Source organism: Streptomyces sp. NPDC056580 (assembly GCF_042793175.1).
In the GTDB taxonomy this organism is placed as follows: Bacteria; Actinomycetota; Actinomycetes; order Streptomycetales; family Streptomycetaceae; genus Streptomyces.
Map to the genome: position 1 here is coordinate 323,401 of NZ_JBHTVE010000008.1, position 25,363 is coordinate 348,763.

At 71.8% G+C, this 25,363-nt stretch carries 24 protein-coding genes and 2 tRNA genes; 18 read left to right on the forward strand and 8 right to left on the reverse strand.

Going from position 1 to position 25,363, the window contains the following annotated elements:
• The first annotated feature begins 62 nt into the window (after window positions 1-62).
• Together ACFQ9Z_RS20260 and ACFQ9Z_RS20265 are read left to right on the forward strand one after the other, a co-directional pair.
• A complete protein-coding gene (locus ACFQ9Z_RS20260) occupies window positions 63-236 on the forward strand; it encodes a hypothetical protein (protein ID WP_383019515.1) in 174 nt (57 codons plus the stop codon).
• Window positions 237-287: 51 nt separating this feature from the next.
• Window positions 288-1,382: a PDZ domain-containing protein gene (locus tag ACFQ9Z_RS20265; protein WP_383019518.1), complete on the forward strand. Its 1,095-nt coding sequence runs from the start codon at window positions 288-290 to the stop codon at window positions 1,380-1,382.
• A 76-nt stretch (window positions 1,383-1,458) separates the two neighbouring features.
• On the opposite strand, the gene ACFQ9Z_RS20270 is transcribed toward ACFQ9Z_RS20265, so the two are convergent.
• Entirely contained in the window at window positions 1,459-2,001 is a 543-nt protein-coding gene (locus tag ACFQ9Z_RS20270; RefSeq protein ID WP_383019522.1) for a PPA1309 family protein, read from the reverse strand.
• A gap of 163 nt (window positions 2,002-2,164) precedes the next feature.
• Between ACFQ9Z_RS20270 and ACFQ9Z_RS20275 the strand changes: the two genes are divergently transcribed.
• The 4 genes from ACFQ9Z_RS20275 to ACFQ9Z_RS20290 all read left to right on the forward strand — a co-directional run bounded on the left by ACFQ9Z_RS20275 (window position 2,165) and on the right by ACFQ9Z_RS20290 (window position 7,356).
• Window positions 2,165-5,074: a UPF0182 family protein gene (locus ACFQ9Z_RS20275; protein ID WP_383019927.1), complete on the forward strand. Its 2,910-nt coding sequence runs from the start codon at window positions 2,165-2,167 to the stop codon at window positions 5,072-5,074.
• A 41-nt stretch (window positions 5,075-5,115) separates the two neighbouring features.
• Window positions 5,116-5,189 (forward strand) — tRNA-Met (locus tag ACFQ9Z_RS20280).
• Window positions 5,190-5,397: 208 nt separating this feature from the next.
• Window positions 5,398-7,215, forward strand: coding sequence for a sel1 repeat family protein (locus ACFQ9Z_RS20285; protein ID WP_383019525.1), 1,818 nt, complete (start codon window positions 5,398-5,400; stop codon window positions 7,213-7,215).
• A gap of 67 nt (window positions 7,216-7,282) precedes the next feature.
• Window positions 7,283-7,356: transfer RNA gene (locus tag ACFQ9Z_RS20290), tRNA-Met, on the forward strand.
• A 131-nt stretch (window positions 7,357-7,487) separates the two neighbouring features.
• Here the strand turns inward: ACFQ9Z_RS20290 and ACFQ9Z_RS20295 are convergent.
• Window positions 7,488-7,904 carry a Fur family transcriptional regulator gene (locus ACFQ9Z_RS20295; protein ID WP_383019529.1) on the reverse strand — a complete coding sequence of 139 codons (417 nt, stop codon included), beginning with the start codon at window positions 7,902-7,904 and terminating at the stop codon, window positions 7,488-7,490.
• 143 nt (window positions 7,905-8,047) lie between these two features.
• On the opposite strand from ACFQ9Z_RS20295, the gene ACFQ9Z_RS20300 reads away from it, so the two are divergent.
• Window positions 8,048-9,502 carry a catalase gene (locus ACFQ9Z_RS20300; protein ID WP_383019532.1) on the forward strand — a complete coding sequence of 485 codons (1,455 nt, stop codon included), beginning with the start codon at window positions 8,048-8,050 and terminating at the stop codon, window positions 9,500-9,502.
• 84 nt (window positions 9,503-9,586) lie between these two features.
• Here ACFQ9Z_RS20300 and ACFQ9Z_RS20305 read toward each other — a convergent pair whose 3' ends face one another.
• Both ACFQ9Z_RS20305 and hisN read right to left on the reverse strand, forming a co-directional pair.
• Window positions 9,587-9,982, reverse strand: a complete 396-nt coding sequence (locus ACFQ9Z_RS20305) for a cyclic nucleotide-binding/CBS domain-containing protein (protein WP_383019535.1) — start codon at window positions 9,980-9,982, stop codon at window positions 9,587-9,589.
• 150 nt (window positions 9,983-10,132) lie between these two features.
• Entirely contained in the window at window positions 10,133-10,933 is an 801-nt protein-coding gene (gene hisN, locus ACFQ9Z_RS20310; protein WP_383019538.1) for a histidinol-phosphatase, read from the reverse strand.
• A 142-nt stretch (window positions 10,934-11,075) separates the two neighbouring features.
• Between hisN and ACFQ9Z_RS20315 the strand changes: the two genes are divergently transcribed.
• Window positions 11,076-11,681: a TetR/AcrR family transcriptional regulator gene (locus ACFQ9Z_RS20315; protein WP_383019541.1), complete on the forward strand. Its 606-nt coding sequence runs from the start codon at window positions 11,076-11,078 to the stop codon at window positions 11,679-11,681.
• 147 nt (window positions 11,682-11,828) lie between these two features.
• Here ACFQ9Z_RS20315 and ACFQ9Z_RS20320 read toward each other — a convergent pair whose 3' ends face one another.
• From ACFQ9Z_RS20320 to ACFQ9Z_RS20335, 4 genes are all read right to left on the reverse strand, one after another.
• The gene (locus ACFQ9Z_RS20320) at window positions 11,829-12,152 is read right to left on the reverse strand and encodes a DMT family transporter (RefSeq protein ID WP_383019544.1); all 324 of its coding nucleotides are present in this window, start codon (window positions 12,150-12,152) and stop codon (window positions 11,829-11,831) included.
• 84 nt (window positions 12,153-12,236) lie between these two features.
• On the reverse strand, window positions 12,237-13,247 hold the full coding sequence (gene rsgA / locus ACFQ9Z_RS20325; RefSeq protein ID WP_383019549.1) for a ribosome small subunit-dependent GTPase A: 1,011 nt from the start codon (window positions 13,245-13,247) through the stop codon (window positions 12,237-12,239).
• A 16-nt stretch (window positions 13,248-13,263) separates the two neighbouring features.
• Window positions 13,264-14,604: a 3-phosphoshikimate 1-carboxyvinyltransferase gene (gene aroA / locus ACFQ9Z_RS20330; RefSeq protein ID WP_383019553.1), complete on the reverse strand. Its 1,341-nt coding sequence runs from the start codon at window positions 14,602-14,604 to the stop codon at window positions 13,264-13,266.
• Window positions 14,605-14,632: 28 nt separating this feature from the next.
• Window positions 14,633-15,355 (reverse strand): M50 family metallopeptidase, encoded by a 723-nt coding sequence (locus ACFQ9Z_RS20335; RefSeq protein ID WP_383019556.1) that lies wholly within the window; start codon window positions 15,353-15,355, stop codon window positions 14,633-14,635.
• Window positions 15,356-15,405: 50 nt separating this feature from the next.
• On the opposite strand from ACFQ9Z_RS20335, the gene ACFQ9Z_RS20340 reads away from it, so the two are divergent.
• The 10 genes from ACFQ9Z_RS20340 (at window position 15,406) to ACFQ9Z_RS20385 (ending at window position 25,359) form a co-directional block, all read left to right on the forward strand.
• On the forward strand, window positions 15,406-16,221 hold the full coding sequence (locus tag ACFQ9Z_RS20340; protein ID WP_383019561.1) for an SOS response-associated peptidase: 816 nt from the start codon (window positions 15,406-15,408) through the stop codon (window positions 16,219-16,221).
• Between the two features lie 10 nt (window positions 16,222-16,231).
• Window positions 16,232-16,861, forward strand: coding sequence for an alpha/beta family hydrolase (locus tag ACFQ9Z_RS20345; protein ID WP_383019931.1), 630 nt, complete (start codon window positions 16,232-16,234; stop codon window positions 16,859-16,861).
• A gap of 254 nt (window positions 16,862-17,115) precedes the next feature.
• Window positions 17,116-17,817, forward strand: a complete 702-nt coding sequence (gene sigR / locus ACFQ9Z_RS20350) for an RNA polymerase sigma factor SigR (RefSeq protein ID WP_383019566.1) — start codon at window positions 17,116-17,118, stop codon at window positions 17,815-17,817.
• Window positions 17,814-18,134 (forward strand): mycothiol system anti-sigma-R factor, encoded by a 321-nt coding sequence (gene rsrA / locus ACFQ9Z_RS20355; RefSeq protein WP_383019571.1) that lies wholly within the window; start codon window positions 17,814-17,816, stop codon window positions 18,132-18,134. The genes sigR and rsrA overlap by 4 nt, the downstream gene beginning before the upstream one ends.
• Before the next feature lie 128 nt (window positions 18,135-18,262).
• A complete protein-coding gene (locus ACFQ9Z_RS20360) occupies window positions 18,263-19,609 on the forward strand; it encodes an HD-GYP domain-containing protein (protein ID WP_383019575.1) in 1,347 nt (448 codons plus the stop codon).
• The gene (locus tag ACFQ9Z_RS20365) at window positions 19,606-20,847 is read left to right on the forward strand and encodes an HD-GYP domain-containing protein (protein WP_383019578.1); all 1,242 of its coding nucleotides are present in this window, start codon (window positions 19,606-19,608) and stop codon (window positions 20,845-20,847) included. Before ACFQ9Z_RS20360 ends, ACFQ9Z_RS20365 begins: the two co-directional genes overlap by 4 nt.
• Before the next feature lie 100 nt (window positions 20,848-20,947).
• Window positions 20,948-21,928, forward strand: a complete 981-nt coding sequence (locus ACFQ9Z_RS20370) for a tetratricopeptide repeat protein (RefSeq protein WP_383019583.1) — start codon at window positions 20,948-20,950, stop codon at window positions 21,926-21,928.
• Between the two features lie 70 nt (window positions 21,929-21,998).
• Window positions 21,999-22,649, forward strand: coding sequence for a peptide deformylase (gene def, locus ACFQ9Z_RS20375; RefSeq protein ID WP_383019586.1), 651 nt, complete (start codon window positions 21,999-22,001; stop codon window positions 22,647-22,649).
• A gap of 257 nt (window positions 22,650-22,906) precedes the next feature.
• The gene (gene cyc1 / locus ACFQ9Z_RS20380; RefSeq protein ID WP_383019589.1) at window positions 22,907-23,992 is read left to right on the forward strand and encodes an epi-isozizaene synthase; all 1,086 of its coding nucleotides are present in this window, start codon (window positions 22,907-22,909) and stop codon (window positions 23,990-23,992) included.
• Window positions 23,989-25,359: a cytochrome P450 gene (locus ACFQ9Z_RS20385; protein ID WP_383019594.1), complete on the forward strand. Its 1,371-nt coding sequence runs from the start codon at window positions 23,989-23,991 to the stop codon at window positions 25,357-25,359. Before cyc1 ends, ACFQ9Z_RS20385 begins: the two co-directional genes overlap by 4 nt.
• The last annotated feature ends 4 nt before the right edge of the window (window positions 25,360-25,363 follow it).

The following is a 25,363-nucleotide window of genomic DNA, read 5'->3' on the forward strand; positions in this document are numbered from 1 at the left end:
AGGGCGGATGGTTAATCTGCTGATCACTCAGTCGCGGACGCTCATGGGGTTGGGAGGTCGGCATGGCGGCACTCGCCTGGTTGCTGATTCCGCTTTTGGCCGCGGTCGCGGCCGGACTGTGGGGCAGTTGGGCCAACCGGACCCGCAGGACCCGCGGCGACGGTCCCGAGCTGGACGGGTACGCCCGGTTCCGCGAGGCCATGGAGAAGCAGTCCTCGGGCGCCCGCGGCGCCTGAGCCGAGGTGCCCTCACGGTGCGCTGACGGAGGCGTCCCGTACTGTCGTGGCATGCCACGCCGCACCGCGACGATGCTCGCCTCCACCCTGATGCTGATCGCGCTCCTGTGCGCGGGAGTGCTCATCCCCGTGCCGTACGCGGAGATGTCCCCCGGGCCCACCGTGAACACGCTCGGGGAGCACGAAGGCGAGCCGGTGCTGCAGATCTCCGGCCACAAGACCTACGCGACCGACGGCCACCTCAACATGACCACCGTCCGGGTCACCAGCGCCGACTTCCGGATGAACCTGGTGGAGGCCGTCTACGGCTGGCTGGCGCACGACAGCAAGATCGTGCCGCACGACACCCTGTACCCGGACGGCAAGACCGAGGAGCAGTCCAGCCAGGAGAACGCCGAGGAGTTCAGCCAGTCCCAGGAGAGCGCCAAGGTCGCCGCCCTGAAGGAGCTGGGCGTCCCGGTGAAGTCCTGGGTGATCGTCTCCACCGTCGTCAAGGGCTCCCCGGCCGAGGGCCGGCTGCACGCCGGGGACGTGATCAAGGCCGTGGACGGCACGGCCGTCAGGCAGCCGACCGACGTCGCCAAGCTCGTCACCCGGCACAAGCCCGGCCAGAAGGTCGTCTTCACCGTGGTCCCCGCCAAGGAGCAGGCCGCGGCCGAGAAGCGGCACGGCACGGCGACGCGGACCCGGGACGTCGGCATCACGACCGCGGCCTCCCACGACAGCGGGGCGCGGCGCGCCATCGTCGGGATCTCCGCCGGCACCGACCACACCTTCCCGTTCAGCATCGACATCAAGCTCGCCGACGTGGGCGGACCGAGCGCCGGCCTGATGTTCGCGCTCGGCATCTACGACAAGCTCACCCCGGGCAGCCTCACCGGCGGCAAGTTCGTCGCCGGCACCGGCACCATCGACGACAACGGGACGGTCGGGCCGATCGGCGGCATCGAGATGAAGACCGTCGGCGCGCGCAGCAAGGGCGCCCGGTACTTCCTCACCCCCGCCGACAACTGCGCGGCGGCCGCCAAGGACACCCCGGGCGGGCTCACGCTCGTCAAGGTGAAGACCATCGGCGACGCGCTCGACGCCCTGAAGGACATCCGCGCCGGCGACACCGCCGCCCTGCCGAAGTGCACCGCAAAGTAGCCGGCCGCCGGTCCCGGAAAGCGGCCGGGGGCGCGCCCGGTCATCCGGGGCGCCCCCGTCGCCGTACCGCGGGAGGTCAGTCCTCGAAGGTCGCCGTCAGGGCCTCGGCCAGGCCCGGCACCAGCTCCGGGCCCGTCAGGACCTCCGTCGGGGAGTCCTTCTCGCGCAGGCGCAACGCGGACTCGCGGCTGCCGTCGCGCAGTACCGCGACCGTCATGCGGACCTCCTGGCGCTCGGGGTGCTCGGCCACCCACTTCGCCAGCCCGGCCTCGCTCAGGCCCTGCGGCACCTGCGCCTCGGCGGACGGCGGCAGCATCAGGCGCTCCACGGTGAGCGCGCAGCCCACCACCGCGTCCGGCCAGGCGATGGTGCCGAGGAACTCGTCGAGCGGCCTGTCCGTCGGCACCTCGTCCTGTTCGATCGGGGTGAGGCCGGCCGATTCGGACTCGGCGTCCAGGCCGAGCTGTGCGGCGAGCGAGGGTTCCTGTACCCGCAGCCGGGCGGTGTCTACGAGGGCGAAGAGGCGGGCGGGCTGGTCCCAGCCGAGGCCGGAGGCGTACTCGTCGATCTCGAGTACGGCCCGGGTGAGCGGGCTCGCTGCCATGGGAGTGTTGGACATGGTCACAATCCTGCCTCGTTCCCGGGGGGAATCGGGAACCGAGTGAACCGTGAGTAAGTTGCATAGGTGTGGCCCGCGATCACGGGGGGCCTCGGCCGGCCCGTGAACGCGGCGGCCTGACGTATCGACAGCGAACTTCGAGGTGCGCACCTTGGCTTTCCAGATGCCGGACCGCGGCGGAGGCCCGACGGGGCCACGGATCAGAGCGGGACGTCCGTCCCGGCGGGCCCGGGCCCTGCTCATGACACTGGGCGTCCTCGCCGTCCTCGGCATGGTGTTCACCATGTTCGCGGGCTTCTGGACGGACTGGCTGTGGTACCGGTCGGTGCACTACTCGTCCGTGTTCACCACCACGCTGTGGACCAAGATCGGGCTGTTCTTCGTCTTCGGCCTGCTGATGGCCGTCGCCGTCGGGGTCAACATCTGGCTGGCGCACCGGCTGCGGCCACCGCTGAGCGCCATGTCCATGGAGCAGCAGAGCCTGGACCGCTACCGGATGGGCATCGCGCCGTACAAGACCTGGCTGCTGCTCGCCGTCGCCTGTCTCGTCGGCCTGATCGCCGGCGCCTCCGCGGCCGGCCAGTGGCGCACCTGGCTGATGTGGGTCAACGGCGTGCCCTTCCACCAGAAGGACCCGCAGTTCCACCTCGACGTCTCCTTCTACGCCTTCGACCTGCCCTGGTACCGGTTCCTGCTCGGCTTCGGCTTCGCAACCGCGATCCTGTGCCTGATCGCCGCCGCGCTCACCCACTACCTGTACGGCGGGCTGCGCGTCACCAGCCCGGGCGCGCGCGCCACCGCCGCCGCGACCGGCCACCTCTCGGTGCTCCTCGGCATCTTCGTGGCGCTGAAGGCGGTCGCCTACTGGCTCGACCGGTACGGACTGGCCGTCAAGTCCAGCGACTTCAAGGCCACCGGCGACTGGACCGGCCTGCGCTACACCGACGCCAACGCCTACCTGCCGGCCAAGACGATCCTGTTCTGCATCGCGGTCATCTGCGCGCTGCTGTTCTTCGCCACCCTGTGGCGGCGCACCTGGCAACTGCCCGTCATCGGCTTCGGTCTGATGGTCCTGTCCGCGATCCTGATCGGCGGCCTGTACCCGGCCATCGTGCAGAAGTTCCAGGTGCAGCCCAACGAGCAGGCCAAGGAAGCCCCGTACGTGCAGAAGAACCTCAAGGCGACGCGCGAGGCGTACGGCATCGACGACACGAAGGTCACCGAGTACGCCGGCAAGTCCACCACCGAGGACAAGACCAAGCTGCGCGACCAGGTGTCCGACACGGCCAGCATCCGCATCATGGACCCGAACATCGTGTCGCCGACGTTCCAGCAGCTCCAGCAGATCCGCAACTACTACGGGTTCCCGACCAACCTGGACGTCGACCGGTACGCCAAGGACGGCAAGGAGCAGGACACCGTCATCGGCCTGCGCGAGCTGAACCTGGGCGGCATCCCGAAGAACAACTGGATCAACGACCACTTCCGCTACACGCACGGCTACGGCGCGGTCGCCGCCAAGGGCACCGAGGCCGACGCCGAGGGCCGCCCGGTCTTCACCGAGAAGAACCTGCCGTCCGAGGGCTCCCTCGGCGCCTACAAGCAGCAGATCTACTACGGCGAGAAGACCACCACGTACTCGATCGTCGGCGGCCCCCAGAAGGAGGTCGACTACTCCGACGACGAGGGCGAGAAGACCACCAGCTACCAGGGCAAGAGCGGGATCAACCTCGACAACGCGGTGAACCGGGCCGCGTACGCGGTGGCGTTCAACGAGCCGCAGATCCTCTACTCCGGCGCGATCGGCAAGGGCTCGCGGATCCTGTACAACCGCACCCCCAAGGAGCGCGTCGAGGCCGTCGCCCCCTGGCTGACCATCGACGGCGACGCCTACCCGGCGGTCGTGAACCACCGCATCCAGTGGATCGTCGACGCCTACACGACCACGAACGGCTATCCGTACGCCTCCCGTACGACCCTCGGCGACACGACGGCCGACTCGCTGACCGCGACGAACAACTCCCGCGCGGTGGTGGCCCAGCAGAACCAGGTCAACTACATCCGCAACTCGGTGAAGGCGACCGTCGACGCGTACACCGGCGAGGTCAAGCTCTACCAGTGGGACACCGCGGACCCCGTGCTGAAGACCTGGATGAAGGCCTTCCCCGGCACGGTCCAGCCGCGCGCGGACATCTCCGCCGACCTGATGGAGCATCTGCGCTACCCGCAGGACCTGTTCAAGGTCCAGCGCGAGCTGCTCACCCGCTACCACGTGACCGACGCGCAGACCTTCCTCAGCGGCAGCGAGGTGTGGCAGGTCCCCGACGACCCGACCAACGACTCGCACAGCGCCGTGCCGCCGTACTACCTGAGCATGAAGATGCCGGACCAGAGCGCCCAGGCGTTCTCGCTGACGACGACGTTCACGCCGAACGGGCGGGACAACCTCAGCGCCTTCATGGCCGTCGACTCCGACCCGCGGACCGCCGACTACGGCAAGATCAGACTGCTGAAACTGCCGACCAGCACGACCGTCGACGGGCCCAAACAGGTCCAGAGCCAGTTCAACTCCGAACAGGACATCGCCGAGACCATCAGCCTGCTGAGCAGAGGCCACTCCAAGGTCGAGTACGGCAATCTGCTGACCGTGCCGCTGGACGGGGGCCTGCTGTACGCGGAGCCCGTCTACGTGCGCGGCGGTGAGCTGAAGTACCCGCTGCTGCGCAAGGTGCTGGTCACCTACGAGGGCAGGACCGCCTTCGAGGACACGCTGGACGAGGCGCTCAACAAGGTGTTCGGGGTGGCGGGTTCCACCCCGCCGCCGAAGACCGGGAACAACCCGCCCGACACCGGCAACCCGACGGTCAGGCAGGCGCTCGACGACGCCCAGAAGGCGTTCGACGCCGGCCAGCAGGCCCTGCAGAAGCCGAAGCCGGACTGGTCCGCTTACGCCAAGGCGCAGGACGACCTCGAGGCCGCGCTGAAGCGTGCCGAGGAGGCGCAGGCCAAGGCGGAGAAGGCGGCCGGCGGCGGCAAGGCCGACGGCGGCAGGCCCGGCGGCGGCAAGAGTTGATCAAGGCCACCCCGCGCCGTGATACGGTTGCCGAGCAACGGCGCGGGGTGGAGCAGCTCGGTAGCTCGCTGGGCTCATAACCCAGAGGTCGCAGGTTCAAATCCTGTCCCCGCTACTGAAGTCGAAGGCCCGGATTCCTCTACAGGGATCCGGGCCTTCGTGGTGTGCGAACTCATGTACAGACCGCAATGACGGCCGCGCCGCCGTGGGGAGTTGGGCCGTCTGTGTTTGACTTGTCTCTCTGTGGGCATGTCGACAAAACGCTGAAGTGACCTCACGGGCTGCGGTATACCGGGTGTACCCAGGTTGCAGGTGGTGCGACGATGGACGTTATGGGGGACAAGGCAACTCTGTTCACGACAGGGCGATTTGTGCAGTCTCCGGGTGAGGGACCGGCCCGGGACGAGATGGGTGACATGGGGGACGCCGCCGAGGAGGTGCGCCTCCGGCTCGCCGCGGGGACCGGCGACACCGAGGCGATGAGCGTCCTCGGCGCGATGCTGCTGCGCCGCGGGGACCTCGACGCGGCGGAGCCCCACCTGCGTGCCGCGACCGCGGCCGGTGACCGCGCCGCCGCCAACAACCTGGGAGTCCTGCTGCACCAGCGGGGCTACGCCGAGGAGGCCGCCGGCTGGTGGCGGATCGCCGCCGTCGCCGGTTCGGCCGCCGCCGCGCACGCGCTGGGCCGCCACCACCGCGAACGCGGGGACGAGCCCGCCGCCGAGTACTGGCTGCGCCAGTCCGCCGAGCAGGGCCACGCGCTGGGCGCCTACGCGCTCGCCGACCTGTTGGAGCACCGCGGGGACACCGAGGCCGGGGACTGGATGCGGGCCGCCGCCGAGCGCGGGCACCGCGAGGCCGCCTACCGGCTGGCGCGCGCGCTCGACCGCAGGGCCGCCGAGGACGAGGCCGGGGCCGACAACGCTGTCGAGGAGAGCGAGCAGTGGTACCGGCAGGCCGCGGCGCGCGGTCACCGGCGGGCCGCGCTGCACCTCGGGGCGATCCTGGAGAAGCGCGGGGACCTCAAGGAGGCCGGGCGCTGGTACCTGACCTCCGCCAAGGACGGCGAGGCCCGGGCCGCGTGCGCGCTCGGGTTCCTGCTGCGCGACGCCGGGGACACCGAGAGCGCCGCCGTGTGGTGGCTCAGGGCCGCCCAGGACGGCGACGGAAACGCGGCCAACGCGCTGGGCGCGCTGCACGCCGAGCGCGGCGAGACGCAGACCGCCGAGCGCTGGTACCGGGCCGCGCTGGACGCCGGGGACGACAACGGGGCCTACAACCTCGGGCTGCTCTGCGCCGAGCAGGGCCGGACCGCGCAGGCCGAGCAGTGGTACCGGCGGGCCGCCTACGCCGGGCACCGGGAGGCGGCGAACGCGCTGGCCATCCTGCTGCTCCAGGGCGACGACCCGGCCGGCGCCGAGCCCTGGTTCTCCAAGGCCGCCGAGGCGGGCAGCGTGGACGCCGCGTTCAACCTCGGCATCCTGTACGCCGGGCGGGGCACCGAGGACGACGCCGGGGCCGCGCTGCGCTGGTATGAGCGCGCGGCGGCGGCCGGGCACACCGAGGCCGCCCTGCAGGTCGGCATCGCCCGGCTGCGCGAGGGCGACGAGCAGGGGGCCGAGCGTCACCTGCGCTGCGCGGCCGGCGGCGGCAACCCGGAGGCGGCGTACCGGCTGGCCACCCTGCTGGACGCGCGGCGGCCGCCGGAGCCGGCGCACGAGCTGGGCGAGATCGTGCACGAGAAGACCGAGTGCGAGGAGTGGTACGAGCGGGCGGCCTCCCAGGGGCACCGCCGGGCGCAGGTGCGGGTGGGCATGCTCGCCGCGGCCCGGGGCGACGTGGTGGAGGCGGCGCGGTGGTACCGGGCGGCGGCCGAGGCCGGATCGCGCAACGGGGCCTTCAACCTGGGGCTGCTGCTGGCCAGGGAGGGCAGCGAGCCCGAGGCCGCCGTGTGGTGGACGCGGGCCGCCGACGCCGGGCACGGGCGGGCGGCGCTCCGGCTGGCCCTGGTCTATGCGCGTCGCGGCGAGCTGGCCGAGGGGCAGCGGTGGGCCGACCGCGCGGTGGAGCTGGGGCCGGCGGAGGTGGCCGAGCGGGCGGGCCGGCTCAGGGACGCCCTGCGGGAGGAGCTCTCGGCGTGAGCCGGGCCACTCCCCGGTAATGGATTTGCCTCCGCGGCCTTCCCTCCCGTAGTGTCGTGTTCACCGACGCGGGGTGGAGCAGCTCGGTAGCTCGCTGGGCTCATAACCCAGAGGTCGCAGGTTCAAATCCTGTCCCCGCTACTGAAGGCCGAGGGCCGGAATCCAGAGATGGATTCCGGCCCTCGGCCGTTCCCGCTTCCCGGTGCGGGCACGCGGAAAAGGAGAGGGGCCGCGGCCCCTCTCCTCGCACTTCCCGTGTCACATGTCCCGGGTCACGCGCCCGAGCAGTTCGGGCACAGCCCTCGGTAGGTCACCTCGACGTCCGACACCGTGAAGCCGAAGCGCTCGGTGTCGGGGAGGTCGGCGAGCGGGTTGCCCGTGGGGTGCACGTCCCGGATGGCGCCGCAGTGGGCGCACACCAGGTGATGGTGCGGCCGGTGCGCGTTCGGGTCGTACCGCTTGGCGCGCTTGTCCGTGGTGACCTCGATCACCTCGCCCAGCGTCACCAGCTCGCCCAGCGTGTTGTAGACGGTCGCGCGGGAGATCTCCGGCAGCTTCGTGACGGCCCGTGCATGGACCTCGTCGGCCGTCAGGTGGACGTGCTCGCCGTCGAGAACCTCGGCCACCACGCGCCGCTGTGCGGTCATCCGCCATCCGCGTCCGCGCAGCCGTTCCAGTAGGTCGCTCATGGAAGCAGCGTAACAGCAAGAGGACCAGATCCCGAACAGGTGTGACTTTGGATCGACATTTGACTTGGACAAAGTCCAATGTAGGATCAGTGCTGGCTTTGATCAATGGACAGGACTGGTCGGTAATGACGCAGGAGGCGTACGTGACGCAGGGACCGCTCACCACGGAGGCCGGTGCACCGGTGGCCGACAACCAGAACAGCGAGACCGCAGGCGTCGGCGGCCCGGTGCTCGTGCAGGACCAGCTCCTGCTGGAGAAGCTGGCCCACTTCAACCGCGAGCGCATCCCGGAGCGCGTGGTGCACGCCCGGGGCGCCGGGGCGTACGGCACCTTCACGGTGACCGCGGACGTCACCCCCTACACGCGCGCCGCCTTCCTCTCCGAGGCCGGCAAGGAGACCGAGGTCTTCCTGCGCTTCTCGACCGTGGCCGGCAACCTGGGCGCGGCGGACGCGGTCCGCGACCCGCGCGGCTTCGCGCTGAAGTTCTACACCGAGGAGGGCAACTACGACCTCGTCGGCAACAACACCCCGGTGTTCTTCATCCGGGACGCGATCAAGTTCCCGGACTTCATCCACACCCAGAAGCGCGACCCGTACACGGGATCCACGGAGGCGGACAACGTCTGGGACTTCTGGGGCCTGAGCCCGGAGAGCACCCACCAGGTCACCTGGCTGTTCGGCGACCGGGGCATCCCGGCCTCGTACCGGCACATGGACGGCTTCGGCTCGCACACCTACCAGTGGAGCAACGAGGCCGGCGAGGTCTTCTGGGTCAAGTACCACTTCAAGACCGACCAGGGGATCAAGAACCTCACCGCCGCGCAGGCCGAGGTCCTCGCGGGCAAGGACCCCGACTCCCACCAGCGCGACCTGCGCGAGGCCATCGAGCGCGGCGATTTCCCGAGCTGGACGGTGGGCGTGCAGATCATGCCTGCGGCGGACGCGGCGACGTACCGCTTCAACCCGTTCGACCTGACCAAGGTGTGGCCGCACGCGGACTACCCGGTCATGGAGATCGGCAGGCTGGAGCTGAACCGCAACCCGCGCAACGTCTTCGCCGAGGTCGAGCAGTCGATCTTCTCGCCGGCGCACTTCGTGCCCGGCATCGGCCCCTCGCCCGACAAGATGCTCCAGGGCCGCCTGTTCGCCTACGGCGACGCGCACCGCTACCGCGTCGGCATCAACGCCGACCACCTGCCGGTGAACCGCCCGCACGCCGCCGAGGCGCGCACCAACTCCCGGGACGGCCACCTCTACGACGGCCGGCACGGCGGTGCGAAGAACTACGAGCCGAACAGCTTCGCCGGTCCGCGGCAGACCGGCCGGGCGCTGTGGCAGCCGTTCGACGGCTTCACCGCCGGCACCGGCGCCCACCCGACGCCGCGGCACGCCGAGGACGACGACTTCGTGCAGGCGGGCAACCTCTACCGGCTGATGTCGGAGGAGGAGAAGGAGCGCCTGGTCGCCAATCTGGCCGGGGCGATCTCCCAGGTCTCGCGCGAGGACATCGCCGAGCGCGCGATCGGCAACTTCCGCAACGCCGACGCCGACTTCGGCAAGCGGCTGGAGGCCGCGGTGCAGGCGCTGCGCGGCTGAGCGGCGGCGGAGCCGGTCCGCCGGCGCCGGCCATCGCGGGTGAGCGGGCCGGATCCCGAGGGGGTCCGGCCCGCTCCCGTGCGTTCACAGCGCCGCTGCGGGCTCCCTTGCCGGGACCCAGCAGCGGATGATGTCGCGGACCGAGACGATGCCGACCGGCTCCCCGCGGTCCAGCACCACCAGGTGCCGGAAGCCGCCGCGGGTCATGGCGCGGGCCGCCTCCTGGAGGGTCCAGGTCGGAGCGGCGAAGACGACGTCGGTGGTGGTGTGGGCGTGGGTGGGTTCAGTGTCCGGGTCCTGGCCGAGGCCGACGGAGTTGAGGATGTCGCGTTCGGTGAGGACGCCGACGCCGCCGGCGTCCGGGTCGTGGACCACGGCGGCGCCGACGCGGCGGGCGGACATCAGGGCGGCTGCCTGACGCAGGGTGTGGGCGGGGCCGACGGTGAGGACCACCGTGCTCATGGCGTCTTGGACGAGCATGGGATGAGGCCACCTCCTAGGAACCCCTGACATCGTGCAGAGGTTCACAAGTTCACAAGTGGGGGTCGACCTCAGAGTGCCCGGTAAAGGGCGGGTCAACAAGAGGGCGTGCGCGGCCAGTTGACGGCGCGCCCGGATCCCGTCGGGTACTCAGGGGCGCCGGCCGAGGTGGTCCAGCAGCGTGTCGTGCAGCAGGCCGTTGGAGGCGGCCGCGTTGCCGCTGTGCGGGCCCGGACGGCCGTCGAGACCGGTGAACGTGCCGCCGGCCTCGGTGACGATGATCGCGTTCGCCGCCATGTCCCACAGCGACAGCTCCGGTTCGGCGCACATGTCGACGGAGCCCTCCGCGACCATCATGTACGGCCAGAAGTCGCCGTACGCGCGCGTGCGCCACACGGCGCGGGCCAGGTCCAGGAAGCCGTCCAGGCGCCCCTGCTCCTCCCAGCCGGAGAGCGACGAGTACGCGAAGGACGCGTCCGCCGGTTCGCCCACCCGGGAGACGTGGATGCGGGACGCGGAGGTCAGACTGCGGCCGGTGAAGGCGCCGTGGTCCTTGGCGGCCCACCAGCGGCGGCCGAGGGCGGGCGCGGAGACGAGGCCGACGACCGGCTGGAAGCCGCCCTCGCCCGCCTCCATCAGCGAGATGAGGGTGGCCCAGACCGGGACGCCGCGCACGTAGTTCTTGGTGCCGTCGATCGGGTCCACCACCCAGCGGCGGGGACCCGTGCCCTCGACGCCGTACTCCTCGCCGAGGACCGCGTCCCGTGGTCGGGCCCGCTTGAGGTGGCCGCGGATCAGTTCTTCCGCCGCCTTGTCCGCCTCGCTCACCGGGGTCATGTCCGGCTTCGTCTCCACCTTCAGGTCGAGCGCCTTGAAACGGTCCATGGTGGCGGCGTCGGCCGCGTCCGCGAGTACGTGGGCGAGGCGGAGGTCGTCGAGGTAGTCCGGCATGTCATGAACCGTATCCGCCATGGACGCCACCAGGCCACAAAGGGCCGGGCCGGGCGGGGCGGAACCTGGCCCGCGCACCCTTGACAGTGCATGCGGGCGCGTCAAATCTGGGCGCAGAGTTGTCCGCCCCAGGGAGGCGACGATGCCTGCTGCCCGGGAATCCCTACTGGACGCCGCCGCCACCGCGCTCGCGCGCCGGCCGTGGTCCGCGGTGCGGATGGTCGACGTGGCCGCGGCGGCCGGGGTGTCCCGGCAGACGCTGTACAACGAGTTCGGGAGCAAGGACGGGCTGGCCAGGGCGCTGGTGCGGCGGGAGGCGGACGGCTACCTCGCCGGGGTGGAACGGGCCCTCGCCGCGCACACCGACCCGCGTGACCGGCTCACCGCCACCGCCGAGTGGATGGCGTCGGCGGCCCGGGACAGCGCGCTGGTGCGGGCCATGCTCACCGGATGCTGGAGCGAGCGACTGCCGGCGCCGGCGCTCGCCGCGGTGCCGTCCTCCTCCCTCGTGCCGGCGCAGCGCCGCGCGGACGGCCCGCTGCCCTCGCCCGGCGACTTCGTGCGGCTGGTACGGGACCGGGCGGTGACCCTGCTGGCCGGGTCCGCGGCGGCCACCGCGGACACCGCCGACCTCACCCGCTCCTGCGAACTGGCCGTCCGTCTCGCCCTGTCGTGCGTCGCGGCGCCACCGGCGGACGACGGCGTGGCGGAACTGGTGCGCGGCGTCCTGGTCCGGCACCTGGTGTGAGCGGTGGACGCCGGCCGGGCGTCCAGAGCCCCGGCAGCGGCCCGCCCCGTGAACCGAGGGGCCCTTCACGAACCGACAGGCCCGTCAGAGCCGACGGGCCCTTCACGAACCGACGGGCCCTTCACGAGCCGTCGGGCACCTCGGCGCCTAGTGCGCCGAGCCCGAGAGCTGGAGGCCGATCACTCCCAGGATGACCAGCGTGATCGAGACGATCTTCAGGGTCGACACCAGATCGCCGAGGAAGACCATGCCGTAGATCGCGGTGCCCGTCGCGCCGATCCCGGTCCACACGGCGTAGGCGGGGCCGACGTCGAGCTTCTTCAGCGACAGCGTCAGCAGACCGAAGCTGCCCAGGGCGAAGGACGCGAAGGCGATCGTCGGCCACAGCCGGGTGAACCCGTGCGAGAGCTTGAGGCACACGGCGAAACCGGTCTCCAGAATCCCGGCCACTATGACCAGCAGCCACGCCATGTGCGGTCCTCCCGTAGGTCCGGATCTCCGGCTCGGTGCGATTATGCACTTACCGAACGCGGCCCCCGGCAAACCCCGCGACGATCAGTCGCCCTCCTTGCGTTCCCGCGTGGCCAGCAGCCGGCGCAGCGAGTACAGCCGCGCCGGGTCGGCGTGGCCCTCCTCGACGTACGCGTCCAGAGCGCAGTCCGGCTCGTCGTGGCTGCACGCGCGCGGGCAGCCCTCGGTGCCCGGCTCCAGGTCCGGGAAGGCGTGGATCACCCGGGAGGGATCGACGTGCGCCAGACCGAAGGAGCGCACCCCCGGGGTGTCGATGACCCAGTCGGCCGCCCCGGACAGCGGCAGCGCGAGCGCCGAGGTGGTGGTGTGGCGTCCGCGGCCCGTCACCGCGTTGACACGGCCGGTGGTGCGCCGCAGGTCCGCCGGGACGAGCGCGTTGACCAGGGTCGTCTTGCCCACGCCCGAGTGGCCGACGAACGCGGTGATCCGGCCGTCCAGGTGCTCGCGCACCCGGTCGGCGGCGTCGTCGTTCTCCAGTTCCTCACGGCTGGTGACCACGTAGGGGATGTCCAGCGCGCCGTACAGCTCCAGCAGCTTGTCCGGCGGGGCCAGGTCGGACTTCGTCATCACCAGCAGCGGCTCCAGGCCGCCGTCGTAGGCCGCGACCAGGCAGCGGTCGATCAGGCGCGGGCGCGGCTCGGGGTCGGCGAGGGCGGTGACGATCGCCAACTGGTCGGCGTTGGCGACGACCACCCGCTCGTAGGGGTCGTCGTCGTCCGCGGTGCGGCGCAGAACCGAGGTGCGCTGCTCGATGCGCACGATCCGCGCGAGCGTGTCCTTGCGGCCGGACAGATCGCCGACCAGGGCCACCCGGTCGCCCACCACGGCCGCCTTGCGGCCCAGCTCCCGGGCCTTCATCGCCATCACGGTGCGGTCCTCGACCAGACAGGTCAGCCGGCCCCGGTCGACGGTGAGGACCATCCCCTCGGCCGCGTCCTCGTGCTTGGGCCGGATGTTGGTACGCGGCCGGTTGCCCTTGCGGTTGGGACGGGTACGGATGTCGTCCTCGTCGGTGTGCTTGCCGTAACGGCGCATGATCCCAGTCCGCCCGTCAGTTCCCCAGCATCCCGGCCCACAACTCGGGGAAGTCCGGCAGGGTCTTCGCCGTCGTCGCCACGTTCTCGATCCGCACGCCCTCGACCAGCAGGCCGATGATCGCTCCGGCGGTGGCCATGCGGTGGTCCTCGTAGGTGTGGAACACCCCGCCGTGCAGCGGGCGCGGGCGGATGTGCAGGCCGTCGGCCGTCTCGGTGACGTCGCCGCCCAGCTCGTTGATCTCCTTGGTCAGCGCGGCCAGCCGGTCCGTCTCGTGCAGCCGCAAGTGGGCCACGCCCCGCAGGGTGGACGGGGAGTCGGCGAGCGCGGCGACCGCGGCGATGCCCGGGGTCAGCTCGCCGACGTCGCCCAGGTCGACGTCGATGCCGTGCACGGCGCCCGAGCCGGTGAACACCAGCCCGAACTCGGTCAGTTCGCAGGAGCCGCCCATCTCGGTGAAGATCTCGCGCAGCCGGTCACCCGGCTGCGTGGTCCGCTCCGGCCAGTCCGGGATCAGCACCTTGCCGCCGGTGACCAGGGCCGCCGCCAGGAACGGCTGGGCGTTGGACAGGTCGGGCTCGATCGTCAGGTCGCGGCCGAGCAGCGCGCCCGGCGTCACCCGCCACACGTTCGGCTCGCCGCCCGACTCCGGGGTGTCCACCTGGGCGCCGACCGCGCGCAGCATGTCCACGGTCATCCGGATGTGCGGCAGCGACGGCAGGGAGGCGCCGGTGTGCCGGACCTCGACGCCCTGGTTGAAGCGCGGGCCGGACAGCAGCAGCGCGGAGACGAACTGGGAGGACGAGGAGGCGTCGATCGACACCGGGCCGCCGTCCAGCGCACCGGCACCGTGCACGGTCAGCGGCAGCGCGCCCCGGCCGTCGTCGTCGATGCGGGCGCCGAGCACCCGCAGCGCGTCGATCACGCCGTGGAGGGGACGCTCGTACGACCGCGGGTCCCCGTCGAACCGGATCGGGCCGTCGGCCAGCGCGGCCACCGGCGGCAGGAAGCGCATCACCGTGCCGGCGTTGCCGACGTCGACCGTGGCCGGGCCGTGCAGCCCGGTGGGCAGCACCCGCCAGGCCTCACCGGAGCCGTTCGCACCGCCCGAGACGGCGGAGCTGGACGACACGGTCTCCTCGATCTGCACGCCCATGGCCCGCAGGGCGCCGGCCATCAGCAGGGTGTCGCGGGAACGCAGCGGGCGGCGCAGCCAGCCGGGCTCGGAGGCGAGGGCGGCCAGCACGAGGGCTCGGTTGGTCACCGACTTGGACCCGGGCACGTGGACCGTCGCGTCGACGACTCCGCTCGCGTGCGGGGCGGGCCAGAGGGCGGGGTGGGCGGTGTTCGGGGCCATGGGGCCACTGTATAAGGAGGGCCCGGTATCAACCCTCCAGCAGCCAGCGGCCCCCGCCGATCAGGGAGCACAGGGACACCGCGTGGAAGAGGAACAGCCACAGGCCGGCCGGGACGTGCGTCAGGCGGGAGAGCTGGTCGGCGTCGGAGTCGCCCGCGCCGCCCCGCATCCGCTTGGCCTGCAGCTCGAACGGCGGCCGTACCCCGCCGAGCAGCAGGAACCACACCACCGCGTACGCGAACCCCGCCTGCACCCGCGGCTCCGCGAGCCACGACACCAGCAGGAAGGCGGCGCCGGCCAGCACCACGGTCAGTACCCCGTAGGCGTTGCGGATCATCACCAGCATGACGACCAGCAGCGCGGTCGCCGCCCACAGCAGCAGGGTGATGCGGCCGGCCGCCAGCAGCGCGGCGCCGCCCAGGCCGAGCAGCGAGGGCGCCGTGTACCCCGCCGCCGCGGTGAGGATCATGCCGAGGCCGTACGGCTTGCCCCGGCTGACGGTGAGGCCGCTGGTGTCCGAGTGCAGACGGATACCGGTGAGCTGCCGGCCGGTGAGCAGCGCCACCAGGCCGTGGCCGCCCTCGTGCGCGATGGTGATGGCGTTGCGGGCTATGCGCCACAGCGTGTGCGGCACCACGACGGCGAGCGCGGCGACCCCGGTGGCCAGCACCACCCACAGGCCGGGGTCGGGCTGGGTGCCGGTGAGCCGGTCCCAGAGGCCGGGCAGCGCGAGGGCGGCGAGGCTGTCCATATGTCCGAGTGGCTCCCTGTCGTCGTGCGGAGTCTGGCAGTGTGGCACGTATGTGCGGACGGTTTGCATCCAGTCGTGGGCCCGAGGATCTCGCAGGAGTCTTCGGGATCGAGAAGTGGGAGCCGGAGGAGAGCCTGGAGCCGGACTACAACGTGGCTCCCACCAAGGAGGTCCACGCCGTACTGGACCGTCCGTTGAAAGACGCCGCGGACCCGCGTCCGGTTCGCCAGCTCCGCAGGCTGAAGTGGGGCCTGGTGCCCTCCTGGTCGAAGACGCCCGAGGGCGGCGCGCGGATGATCAACGCGCGCGCGGAGACCGTGCACGAGAAGCCCGCCTACCGCCGTGCCTTCGCCGCCCGGCGCTGCATCCTGCCCGCCGACGGCTACTACGAGTGGGTCACCGGCGCCCAGGAGCGCGAGCTCGAGGTCGAGGGTAAGAAGAAGCGGCCGCGCAAGCAGCCCTACTTCGTGCTGCCCGCCGACGGCTCGGTGTTCGCGATGGCCGGCCTGTACGAGTTCTGGCGGGACCGCACCCTGCCCGACGACCACCCGGGCGCCTGGTGGGTCACCTGCTCCGTGATCACCACGGAGGCGGAGCGGACCCCGCTGGCCGTCGCCCCCGCCGACGGGCCGCACTCCCTGGCGGACATCCACCCCCGCATGCCGCTCATGCTCACCCCGGACCGCTGGGACGCCTGGCTCGACCCCTCCCGCACCGACCCCGACGGTCTGCGCGCGCTGCTCGCCCCGCCCCCGCCCGGCCTGATGCGCGCCTACCCGGTCTCCACGGCCGTCAGCAACGTCCGCAACGGCGGCGCGGAGCTGCTGAAGGAGCTGGCGGCCCCGGAAGTCGGCACACTCTTCTGACGTGACCACCATGACCACACAGGCCGTCCCGACCGACGCCGGGGACGCCCGGATCACCTGGCACCGGGCGGGCGCGCCCCGGCTCGTCCTCGCGGTGAGCCACGGCGCCGGCGGCGGCGTCGAGGCCCGCGACCTCCAGGCGCTCGCCCGGGCGCTCCCCGGGCACGGGGTGACCGTGGCCCTCGTCGAGCAGCCCTGGCGGGTGGCCGGCAAGAAGCTCGCGCCCGCGCCGAAGACCCTGGACACCGGCTGGCGCGGCGTGTGGCCCGCGCTGGCGGCGCCGGGACTGCCCGTCGTCTCCGGCGGCCGCAGCGCGGGCGCCCGGGTCGCCTGCCGCACCGCCGCCGAACTGGGCGCGCACGCCGTGCTCGCGCTGAGCTTCCCGCTGCACCCGCCGGGCAGACCGGAGAAGTCCCGGGCCGCCGAACTGCTCGGCGCCGGGGCGCCCACGCTCGTCGTGCAGGGCGGCAACGATCCCTTCGGCAGGCCGGCGGAGTTCCCCGGAGGACCCCACCGGATGATCGAGGTGCCCTCCGCGGACCACGGGTTCGCCGTCCCCAAGCGCGCGGAGATCACCCAGGAGCGGGCGCTGGAGATCGTCACCGACGGGGTCGCGGAGTGGGTCGGGTCACTCGGGTGACCCGGGAATGCCCGGCGGCCGGGCGCTGTTGAGGCGGACAGAAGTGCTGAAGGATCAGCGCCGACGTCGAAGGAGAGGAAGTCCGCCGCATGGGTTCGACGTACTGCCCGAGCCGCAGCAGCCGCGCTGACCTGGACTGGACAGTGCTGCACGCGGCCAGGACCGCTCCTATTCGAGCGGCGGCGGGCACGGGTCGTGTTCTATCCTCCGAAACAGGTGGGGCCGCTTTCGGTCCCGTCCGGGAACTTGAGGAGGTGGGTCCGGTCACCGGTACCGACGCAGGGACCGACAACGGCCAGGCGGAGCAGCCCGAGGGCCGGGGCACGAACGCGGACACGGAGACCGGCTCCGAGTCGACCGCGGAGCGCAGCGCGCGCTTCGAGCGGGACGCGCTCGAGTTCCTCGACCAGATGTACTCGGCCGCCCTGCGCATGACGCGCAACCCGGCCGACGCCGAGGACCTGGTGCAGGAGACCTACGCCAAGGCGTACGGGTCCTTCCACCAGTTCCGTGAGGGCACCAACCTCAAGGCGTGGCTGTACCGGATCCTGACCAACACCTTCATCAACTCGTACCGCAAGAAGCAGCGCGAGCCCCAGCGCAGCGCGGCCGAGGAGATCGAGGACTGGCAGCTCGCCCGCGCCGAGTCGCACATGTCGACGGGTCTGCGCTCCGCCGAGTCGCAGGCGCTCGACCACCTGCCCGACTCGGACGTGAAGGCGGCGCTGCAGGCGATCCCCGAGGAGTTCCGCATCGCCGTCTACCTCGCGGACGTAGAGGGCTTTGCGTACAAGGAGATCGCGGACATCATGGGGACACCCATCGGTACGGTGATGTCCCGGCTGCACCGGGGCCGCCGTCAACTGCGCGGCATGCTGGAGGACTACGCCCGCGAGCGCGGACTGGTCCCGGCGGGCGCCGGAGAGTCGAACGAAGCGAAAGGCTCGGGCTCATGAGCTGCGGAGAGCCGCACGAGACTGACTGCAGTGAGGTCCTCGACCACCTGTACGAGTTCCTCGACAGCGAGATGCCGGACGTCGATCGCGACAAGTTCCAGCACCACTTCGAGGAATGCTCGCCGTGCCTGGAGAAGTACGGCCTCGAGCAGGCCGTGAAGAAGCTGGTCAAGCGGTGCTGCGGCCATGACGACGTGCCCGCCGACCTGCGCGCCAAGGTCATGGGGCGGATCGATCTGATCCGTTCCGGGCAGACCGTCCCCGAGCACGACGTCACCAAGGCGCAGGCCGGCCCGGTGACACCGCAGGAGTCCTGACCCACGCCCTTCGTCCGGCAAGGCCCATATCACCCGAACGTGCTAATCATCGGGTCATGGGCCCCCGGACCCCCCGAAACCCGCCCTAGGCTCCGAGCCTGCACCGGCACGGTGGGGGGGAGGGCGCGATGGAGGCGGCGGTTCCGGCGAGAGCGCGAGGCTATGTGGCCTGTGTCGCCCTGCTCGCCGTGCTGTGCGTCCTGCCCCTGCACACCGCCCGTGCGCCCTGGTGGACGCTGATCCCGCTGGCCGCGCTTTACGCGGCCTGCGAGCACGTCGTGCGGCGCCGGTTCGGCGGAACGTTCTACCCGGTGCTGCTCGCCGGCGCCTTCCTGCTGCCGCCCTCTTTCGCCGCGCTGGTCCCGCTGCCGGCCGCCCTGCTCGTCCACGTCGAGCACCGGCCGGTACTGCCGCGGCGCGTCTGGCGGGCCGCGCAGCCGGCGCTCGCCGTGTGGGCCGCGGCCCAGGTGCACGGGGCGCTCGGCGGCCGGGATGCGGTCGTGGCCCCCGCCTTCCCGCACGCCCTCGTGCCCGCAGGGGCGGCCGTGCTCGCCTTCTGCCTGGTGCTCACCGCGCTCGACGGCGGCCTCCTGGCGGCGGGAGCGGGGGCGCCGCCCACGCCTTTCCGGCTGTGGGGGAGCACACCGCTGCGCCGGGCCTGGAGCGGGCTGCTGTCCCGTTCGCTGGCGCCGGTCGCGGTGCACGGGCTCGCCGGCCTGATGATGGCCGTGCTCTGGCGCAGCCGGTACGGCCCCGGCGCCGCGCTGCTCGTACTGCTGCCGATGTGCGTCTCCTGCTGGGTCTTCGCCCAGTACCACCGGGAGCGGGCCGCCCACCAGGCCACCATCCGCGCCCTGGTGCAGGCCGTCGACATCAAGGACGGCTACACCCGCGGCCACAGCGAGCGGGTCGGCCAGGCCTCGGTGCTGATCGCCCGCGAACTCGGCCTGGACGACGAACGCGTCGAGGTGCTGCGGTTCGCCGGCATCCTGCACGACGTCGGCAAGCTCGGCGTCCCCACCCGCTTGCTGCGCAAGGACGGCCCGCTGACCCCCGAGGAGCGGCGGATCATCGAACTGCACCCGGAGTACGGCCACGAGATGGTCCGCGGGATCTCCTTCCTGGGCGAGGCCCGCGCGGCGATCCTGCACCACCACGAACGGCTCGACGGCAGCGGCTACCCGTACGGGCTGGCGGGCGCTCAGATCCCCGAGTGCGCCCGTGTCGTGGCCGTCGCCGACGCCTTCGACGCGATGACCTCCACCCGGTCCTACAGCAGGGCCCGTCCGGTGACGGCTGCGGTCACGGAGCTGGAGCGCTGTGCGGGCACCCACTTCGACCCGCGCATGGTCACGGCGCTCGTCCGGGCGCTGCGCCGGCACGGCTGGCACCCGGCCGTCACCGCCGACGACGCCCCGCACACGGTCCCGGCGCAGCAGCCGTCCGCCGGCCGCCGCAGCGGTGCGCACCGGTGACCGCCCTCCGGCTCATCCACGCCTGCGCCGCCCTCACCGCCGCCGTCTGTCTCGCCCGCACCCTGTGGACCGGCATCGACGACCCGGGCGTCGCGCTCGCCTTCGGCGTGCTCATAGCCGTCGGCGAGCTGACCCGGTGGTCCGGCACCCGGTCGCGCCAGGCCGCGCCGCTGGGCGCTGCCGGGTCGCTGTCGTACGCCCTGCTGGGCCCCGACGCCGGGCATCCCACCGGGCACAGCGCCGCGCAGGTCGTCACCGTCGTCCTCGCCGCCTCGCTGCTCGGCGGGGTCCCGCACATCTGGTGCGGCCGCACCCCCACCCGCGACCACCTCGCCCGCCGTGTCCTCACCACCGGCTTCGCCGCGGTCTGCTTCCAACCCCTCTTCGACCGGGGAGCGTTCCGCGGCTGGGACGGGCCCGCCTACGCCCTGCTGCTGGTCGCGCTGCTCGTCCTCACCGCACTCTGCGACGCCGTCCTCGCCGCCGCCCTCGCCCGCTCCCGCACCGGCTGGCGCTTCGGCCCGCTGCTCCGCGACGAACTGCGCGGGCTGCTCGGCATCGGCTCCGCGGTGTGCGCGACCGGCGTGGTCATGGCGCTCGCGGTCGCCGTCGCAGGGCTGTGGGCGCTGCCCGTGTTCTGCCTGCCGCTGCTGCTCACCCAGCTCTCGGTCCGCCGCTACGCCGCCGTGCGGGCCACCTACCGGCAGACCATCGCCTCGCTCGCCCGGGCCACCGAGGTGGCCGGCTGCACCCCCGCCGGGCACGCCCGCCGGGTCGCCGCGCTCAGCCGGGCCGTCGGCCGCGACCTCGGCCTGTCCCGGCCCGAGCTGACCGTGCTCGAGTACGCGGCGCTGATGCACGACATCGGCCAGCTCAGCCTCGTCGACCCGGTCCCGGCCGGAGCCACCGCCACCCTGCCCCGCGATGAGCAGCGGCGCATCGCGCTGCTCGGCGGCGCCGTGGTGCGCCAGACCGGGGTGGACGCGGCGGTCGCCACGGTCGTGGAGCGGCAGGCCGACCCCTACGCCGAGCAGCCGCTCGCCGCGCGGATCGTCCGGACCGTGAACGCCTTCGAGGAGAAGTCCCGCGACGCCGGACCCGAGGGGCCGCTCCTGGCTCTTGAGGAGCTGCGCCTGGCCGGCGCGGGGGATTACGCTCCGGAGGTTGTCGAATCGCTTGCCCGGGTACTCTCCCAGGCACTGTCCGACCCCGCACGGCATGGGGTGACCCATGGGTAATGAGCGCCTTTGAGGCCGTACGTGGTTGGATGCGATGGAGAGGGTGTTCGGGGGCACAAGCCAGCCCACTGTGCGGAACTGGAACTGGCAGGCGGGAATCGTGAGGATCTTCGGAAAGGGACGGCACCGGCCCTCCGCCTCCTGGCGGCAGGCCACCGACCGGGCGTTCACGCTCATCGGCGACGGCCGCTACGAGGACGCGGGCGAGCTGCTGACACGCGCCGCCGACCTGGAACCCTGGCTGGCGGAGTCCTGGTTCAACCTCGCCCTGCTGCACAAGTTCCGGCACGACTGGGAGCAGGCCCGCGCGGCGGGTCTGCGGGCGGTCGCGCTGCTGGACCGGGAGGCCGGCGCCCCCGACTGGTGGAACGTCGGCATCGCCGCGACCGCCCTGCAGGACTGGCCGCTGGCCCGGCGCGCCTGGCAGGCCTACGGGCTGCGGGTGCCCGGGGGCGCCACCGCCGCGGGCGAGCCGCTCGGCATGGACCTGGGCAGCGCGGCCGTGCGGCTCTCCCCGGAGGGCGAGGCCGAGGTCGTGTGGGGGCGCAGGCTGGATCCGGCGCGGATCGAGGTGCTGTCCATCCCGCTGCCCTCGTCCGGGCGGCGCTGGGGCGAGGTCGTGCTGCACGACGGCGTCCCGCACGGCGAGCGCACCACGTCCGCCGGGCACTCCTTCCCGGTGTTCGACGAGATCGAGCTGTGGGCGCCCTCGCCCGTGCCCACCTGGGTGGTGCTGCTGGAGGCGGCCACGGAGGCCGACCGGGACGCCCTGGAACAACTGGCTGCGGACGCCGGCTTCGCCGCGGAGGACTGGTCCTCCTCGGTGCGGCTGCTGTGCCGGATGTGCTCGGAGTCGCGGATGCCGTCCGACGAGGGCGACGGCGAGCACCTGGATCCGCACGATCACAGCGAGCCCGGTCACCCGGGGCCGCTCGGGCACCGTACCGACGGCCAGCTCTGGGTGCCGGAGCGCGAGTGCGGGGTCGCCGCGCCGGCGTCGCTCGTCCGGGGGCTGCTCGACGGGTGGGTGGCGGACAGTCCGGACTCCAGGGACTGGCGTGATCTCGAAGAGGTTTGCTGACCACCGGTGACCGGCCACGTTTAGGCTGTATCCGAGAGTTCCAAGGCTTGCAGGAAGGCATACGTCGGTCATGGCGCAGCAGGACACCGATCAGCAGCACGCGGGCGTGCTCCCCGTCGACGACGAGGGCTACGTCGTCGACACGGAGGACTGCGAGGAGCGCGAGAGGACCTGGCGCGAGCGCGGCACCTCGCGGCCGATCACGGTCGTCGGCAACCCGGTGCTGCACAAGGAGTGCAGGGACGTCACCGATTTCGGCGCCGAGCTGGACCAGCTGGTCGCCGACATGTTCGCCAGCCAGCGCACCGCCGAGGGCGTGGGCCTGGCCGCCAACCAGATCGGCGTCGACCTGAAGGTCTTCGTGTACGACTGCCAGGACGACGAGGGCGTCCGGCACGTCGGCGTGGTGTGCAACCCGAAGCTGGTCGACCTGCCCGCCGACCGGCGCAGGCTCGACGACAGCAACGAGGGCTGCCTGTCCGTACCCACGGCGTACGCCTCGCTCGCGCGTCCCGACTACGCCGAGGTGACCGGCCAGGACGAGAAGGGCAACCCGGTCAGGGTGCGCGGCACCGGCTACTTCGCACGGTGTTTGCAGCACGAGACCGACCACCTGTACGGCTACCTCTACATCGACCGCCTCTCCAAGCGCGACCGCAAGGACGCGCTGCGGCAGATGGCCGAGAACGAGCCACGCTACCCCGTGGTCGGCAACGGCTGAGCCGCCCGGCCGGAACCCCGGCCACCGCGCAGAGCAGCGACGACGTCCGTCACGACGCCCGTCCGGGATCCGTCCCGGCCGGGCGTCGTTCATTTGTTCGTCACGTGAATCCCGGCAACCCGGGGTGGTGATTGAAGCAAATCCGTTCCCCCGACGGTCAGTTGTAGTGCTGAATGGTAAGCGGGGGGTTACGCAACGGCGCACGCCCGGCACGACATGGAGGGTGTGCGCTCCTGGCGGCTGAGAGGGGACAGTTCGTGCACGCTTTCTCACCCGGCACCAGATCGACGACCTCGTTGGCGGTGCCGCCGGCTCTCGCACTTCCGGTGATCGAGGACTCCTTTCCACGACAACTCCACCCGTATTGGCCGAAGCTTCAGGAGAAGACCCGGCAGTGGCTGCTCGAAAAGCGGCTCATGCCGGCGGACAAGGTCCGGGAACACGCCGACGGACTGTGCTACACCGACCTCATGGCGGGGTACTACACCGACGCCTCCGACGAGGTGCTGCAGGCCATCGCCGACTACAGCGCCTGGTTCTTCGTCTGGGACGACCGCCACGACCGGGACATCGTCCACGGCCGGGCCGCCGACTGGCGGCGCCTGCGGCGCCTGCTGCACGCGGCCCTCGACGCGCCCCAGCGGCACCTGGGCCATCCCGACCCGGTAGTGGCGGGGTTGGCGGACAGCGTGCTGCGGCTGTTCTCGTTCCTGCCGCAGACCTGGAACCAGCGCTTCACCCGGCACTTCCACGCGGTGATCGACGCCTACGACCGCGAGTTCCACAACCGCACCCGGGGGTACGTCCCGCAGGTCGAGGAGTACCTCGCCCTGCGGCGGCTCACCTTCGCCCACTGGATATGGACGGATCTCCTGGAGCCGAGCGCCGGACGCGAACTCCCGGATGCCGTGCGGAAAAATCCGGTCTACCGCCGTCCGGCACTGCTGAGCCAGGAATTCGCCGCCTGGTACAACGACCTCTGCTCACTGCCCAAGGAAATCGCGGGCGACGAGGTGCACAATCTCGGCATCAGTCTCGTCACACATCAGGGCCTGACCCTCGAGGAAGCGATCGAGGAAATCAGACTGCGGGTCGAGCGGTGCATCGGCGAATTCCTGGTCGCCGAAAGCGAGGCACTGCGGTTCGCCGACGAACTCGCCGACGACGGCTCGGTGTCGGGAAAGGAACTCGGCACCGCCGTCCGCGCCTGCGTCGGAAACATGCGCAACTGGTTCAGCTCCGTCTACTGGTTCCACCACGAGTCGGGCCGGTACATGGTCGACAGCTGGGAGGACCGGTCCACGCCCCCGTACGTCACCAACGAAGCGGCAGGTGAGAAATGACCGTCGAATCCGTGAAGCCCCGGCCCTCCGAAACGGCAGAGCTGCGTGAACCCCCGCTCGCCGGCGGCGCCGTCCCGGTCCTCGGGCACGGCCTGAAGCTGGTCCGCGACCCGCTCGCCTTCATGTCCGGGCTGCGCGCGCACGGCGACGTGGTGCGCCTCAAGCTCGGCCCCAAGACGGTGTACGCGGTCACCACCCCGGCGCTCACCGGCGCGCTCGCGCTCAGCACGGACTACCGGATCGACGGACCGCTGTGGGAGTCCCTGGAGGGCCTGCTCGGCAAGGAGGGCGTGGCCACCGCGAACGGTCCCCGGCACCGGCGCCAGCGGCGCACCATCCAGCCCGCGTTCCGGCTCGACGCCGTCCCCGCGTACGGCCCCGTCATGGAGGAGGAGGCGCACGCGCTGACCGAGCGCTGGCGGCCCGGCACAGTCGTCGACTGCACCTCGGAGTCCTTCCGGGTCGCGGTGCGCATCGCCGCCCGCTGCCTGCTGCGCGGCGAGTACATGGACGAGCGTGCCGAGCGGCTGAGCGCAGACCTCGCCACCGTCTTCCGCGGTATGTACCGCCGGATGGTCGTCCCGCTCGGACCGCTGTACCGGCTGCCGTTCCCGGCCAACCGTGAATTCAACCGGGCACTGGCCGATCTGCATCTCCTGGTCGACGAGATCGTCGCCGAGCGGAGGGCATCTGGTCAAAAGCCGGACGATTTGCTGACGGCATTGCTGGAGGCGAAGGACGACAATGGAGAGCCCATCGGGGAACAGGAGATTCACGACCAGGTGGTGGCGATAGTCACCCCGGGCAGCGAAACGGTCGCCTCCACGATCATGTGGCTGCTCCAGGTGCTCGCGGAACACCCGGAACACGCCGAGAAGGTGCGCGCCGAGGTCGAATCCGTGACCGGGGGCCGGCCCGTCGCATTCGAGCACGTCCGCCGGCTCACGCACACCAACAATGTCGTCGTCGAGGCCATGCGGCTGCGGCCCGCCGTATGGATTCTGACGCGGCGCGCGATCACCGACACCACGCTGGGCGGTTATCGCATTCCGGCGGGCGCGGACATCGTCTACAGCCCATACGCCGTCCAGCGCGACCCCGGCTCCTACGGCCGCCACCTCGACTTCGACCCCGACCGCTGGCTGCCGGAGCGGGCCAAGGAGGTGCCGAAGTACGCGATGAGCCCGTTCAGCGTCGGCAACCGCAAGTGCCCCAGCGACCACTTCTCCATGGCCCAGCTCACCCTGATCACCGCGGCGGTCTCGGCGAAGTACCGCTTCGAGCAGGCCGGCGGGTCGGACGACACCACCCGGGTGGGCATCACGCTGCGGCCGCAGAAGCTGCTGCTGAAGCCGGTGCCCTGGTAGGCCG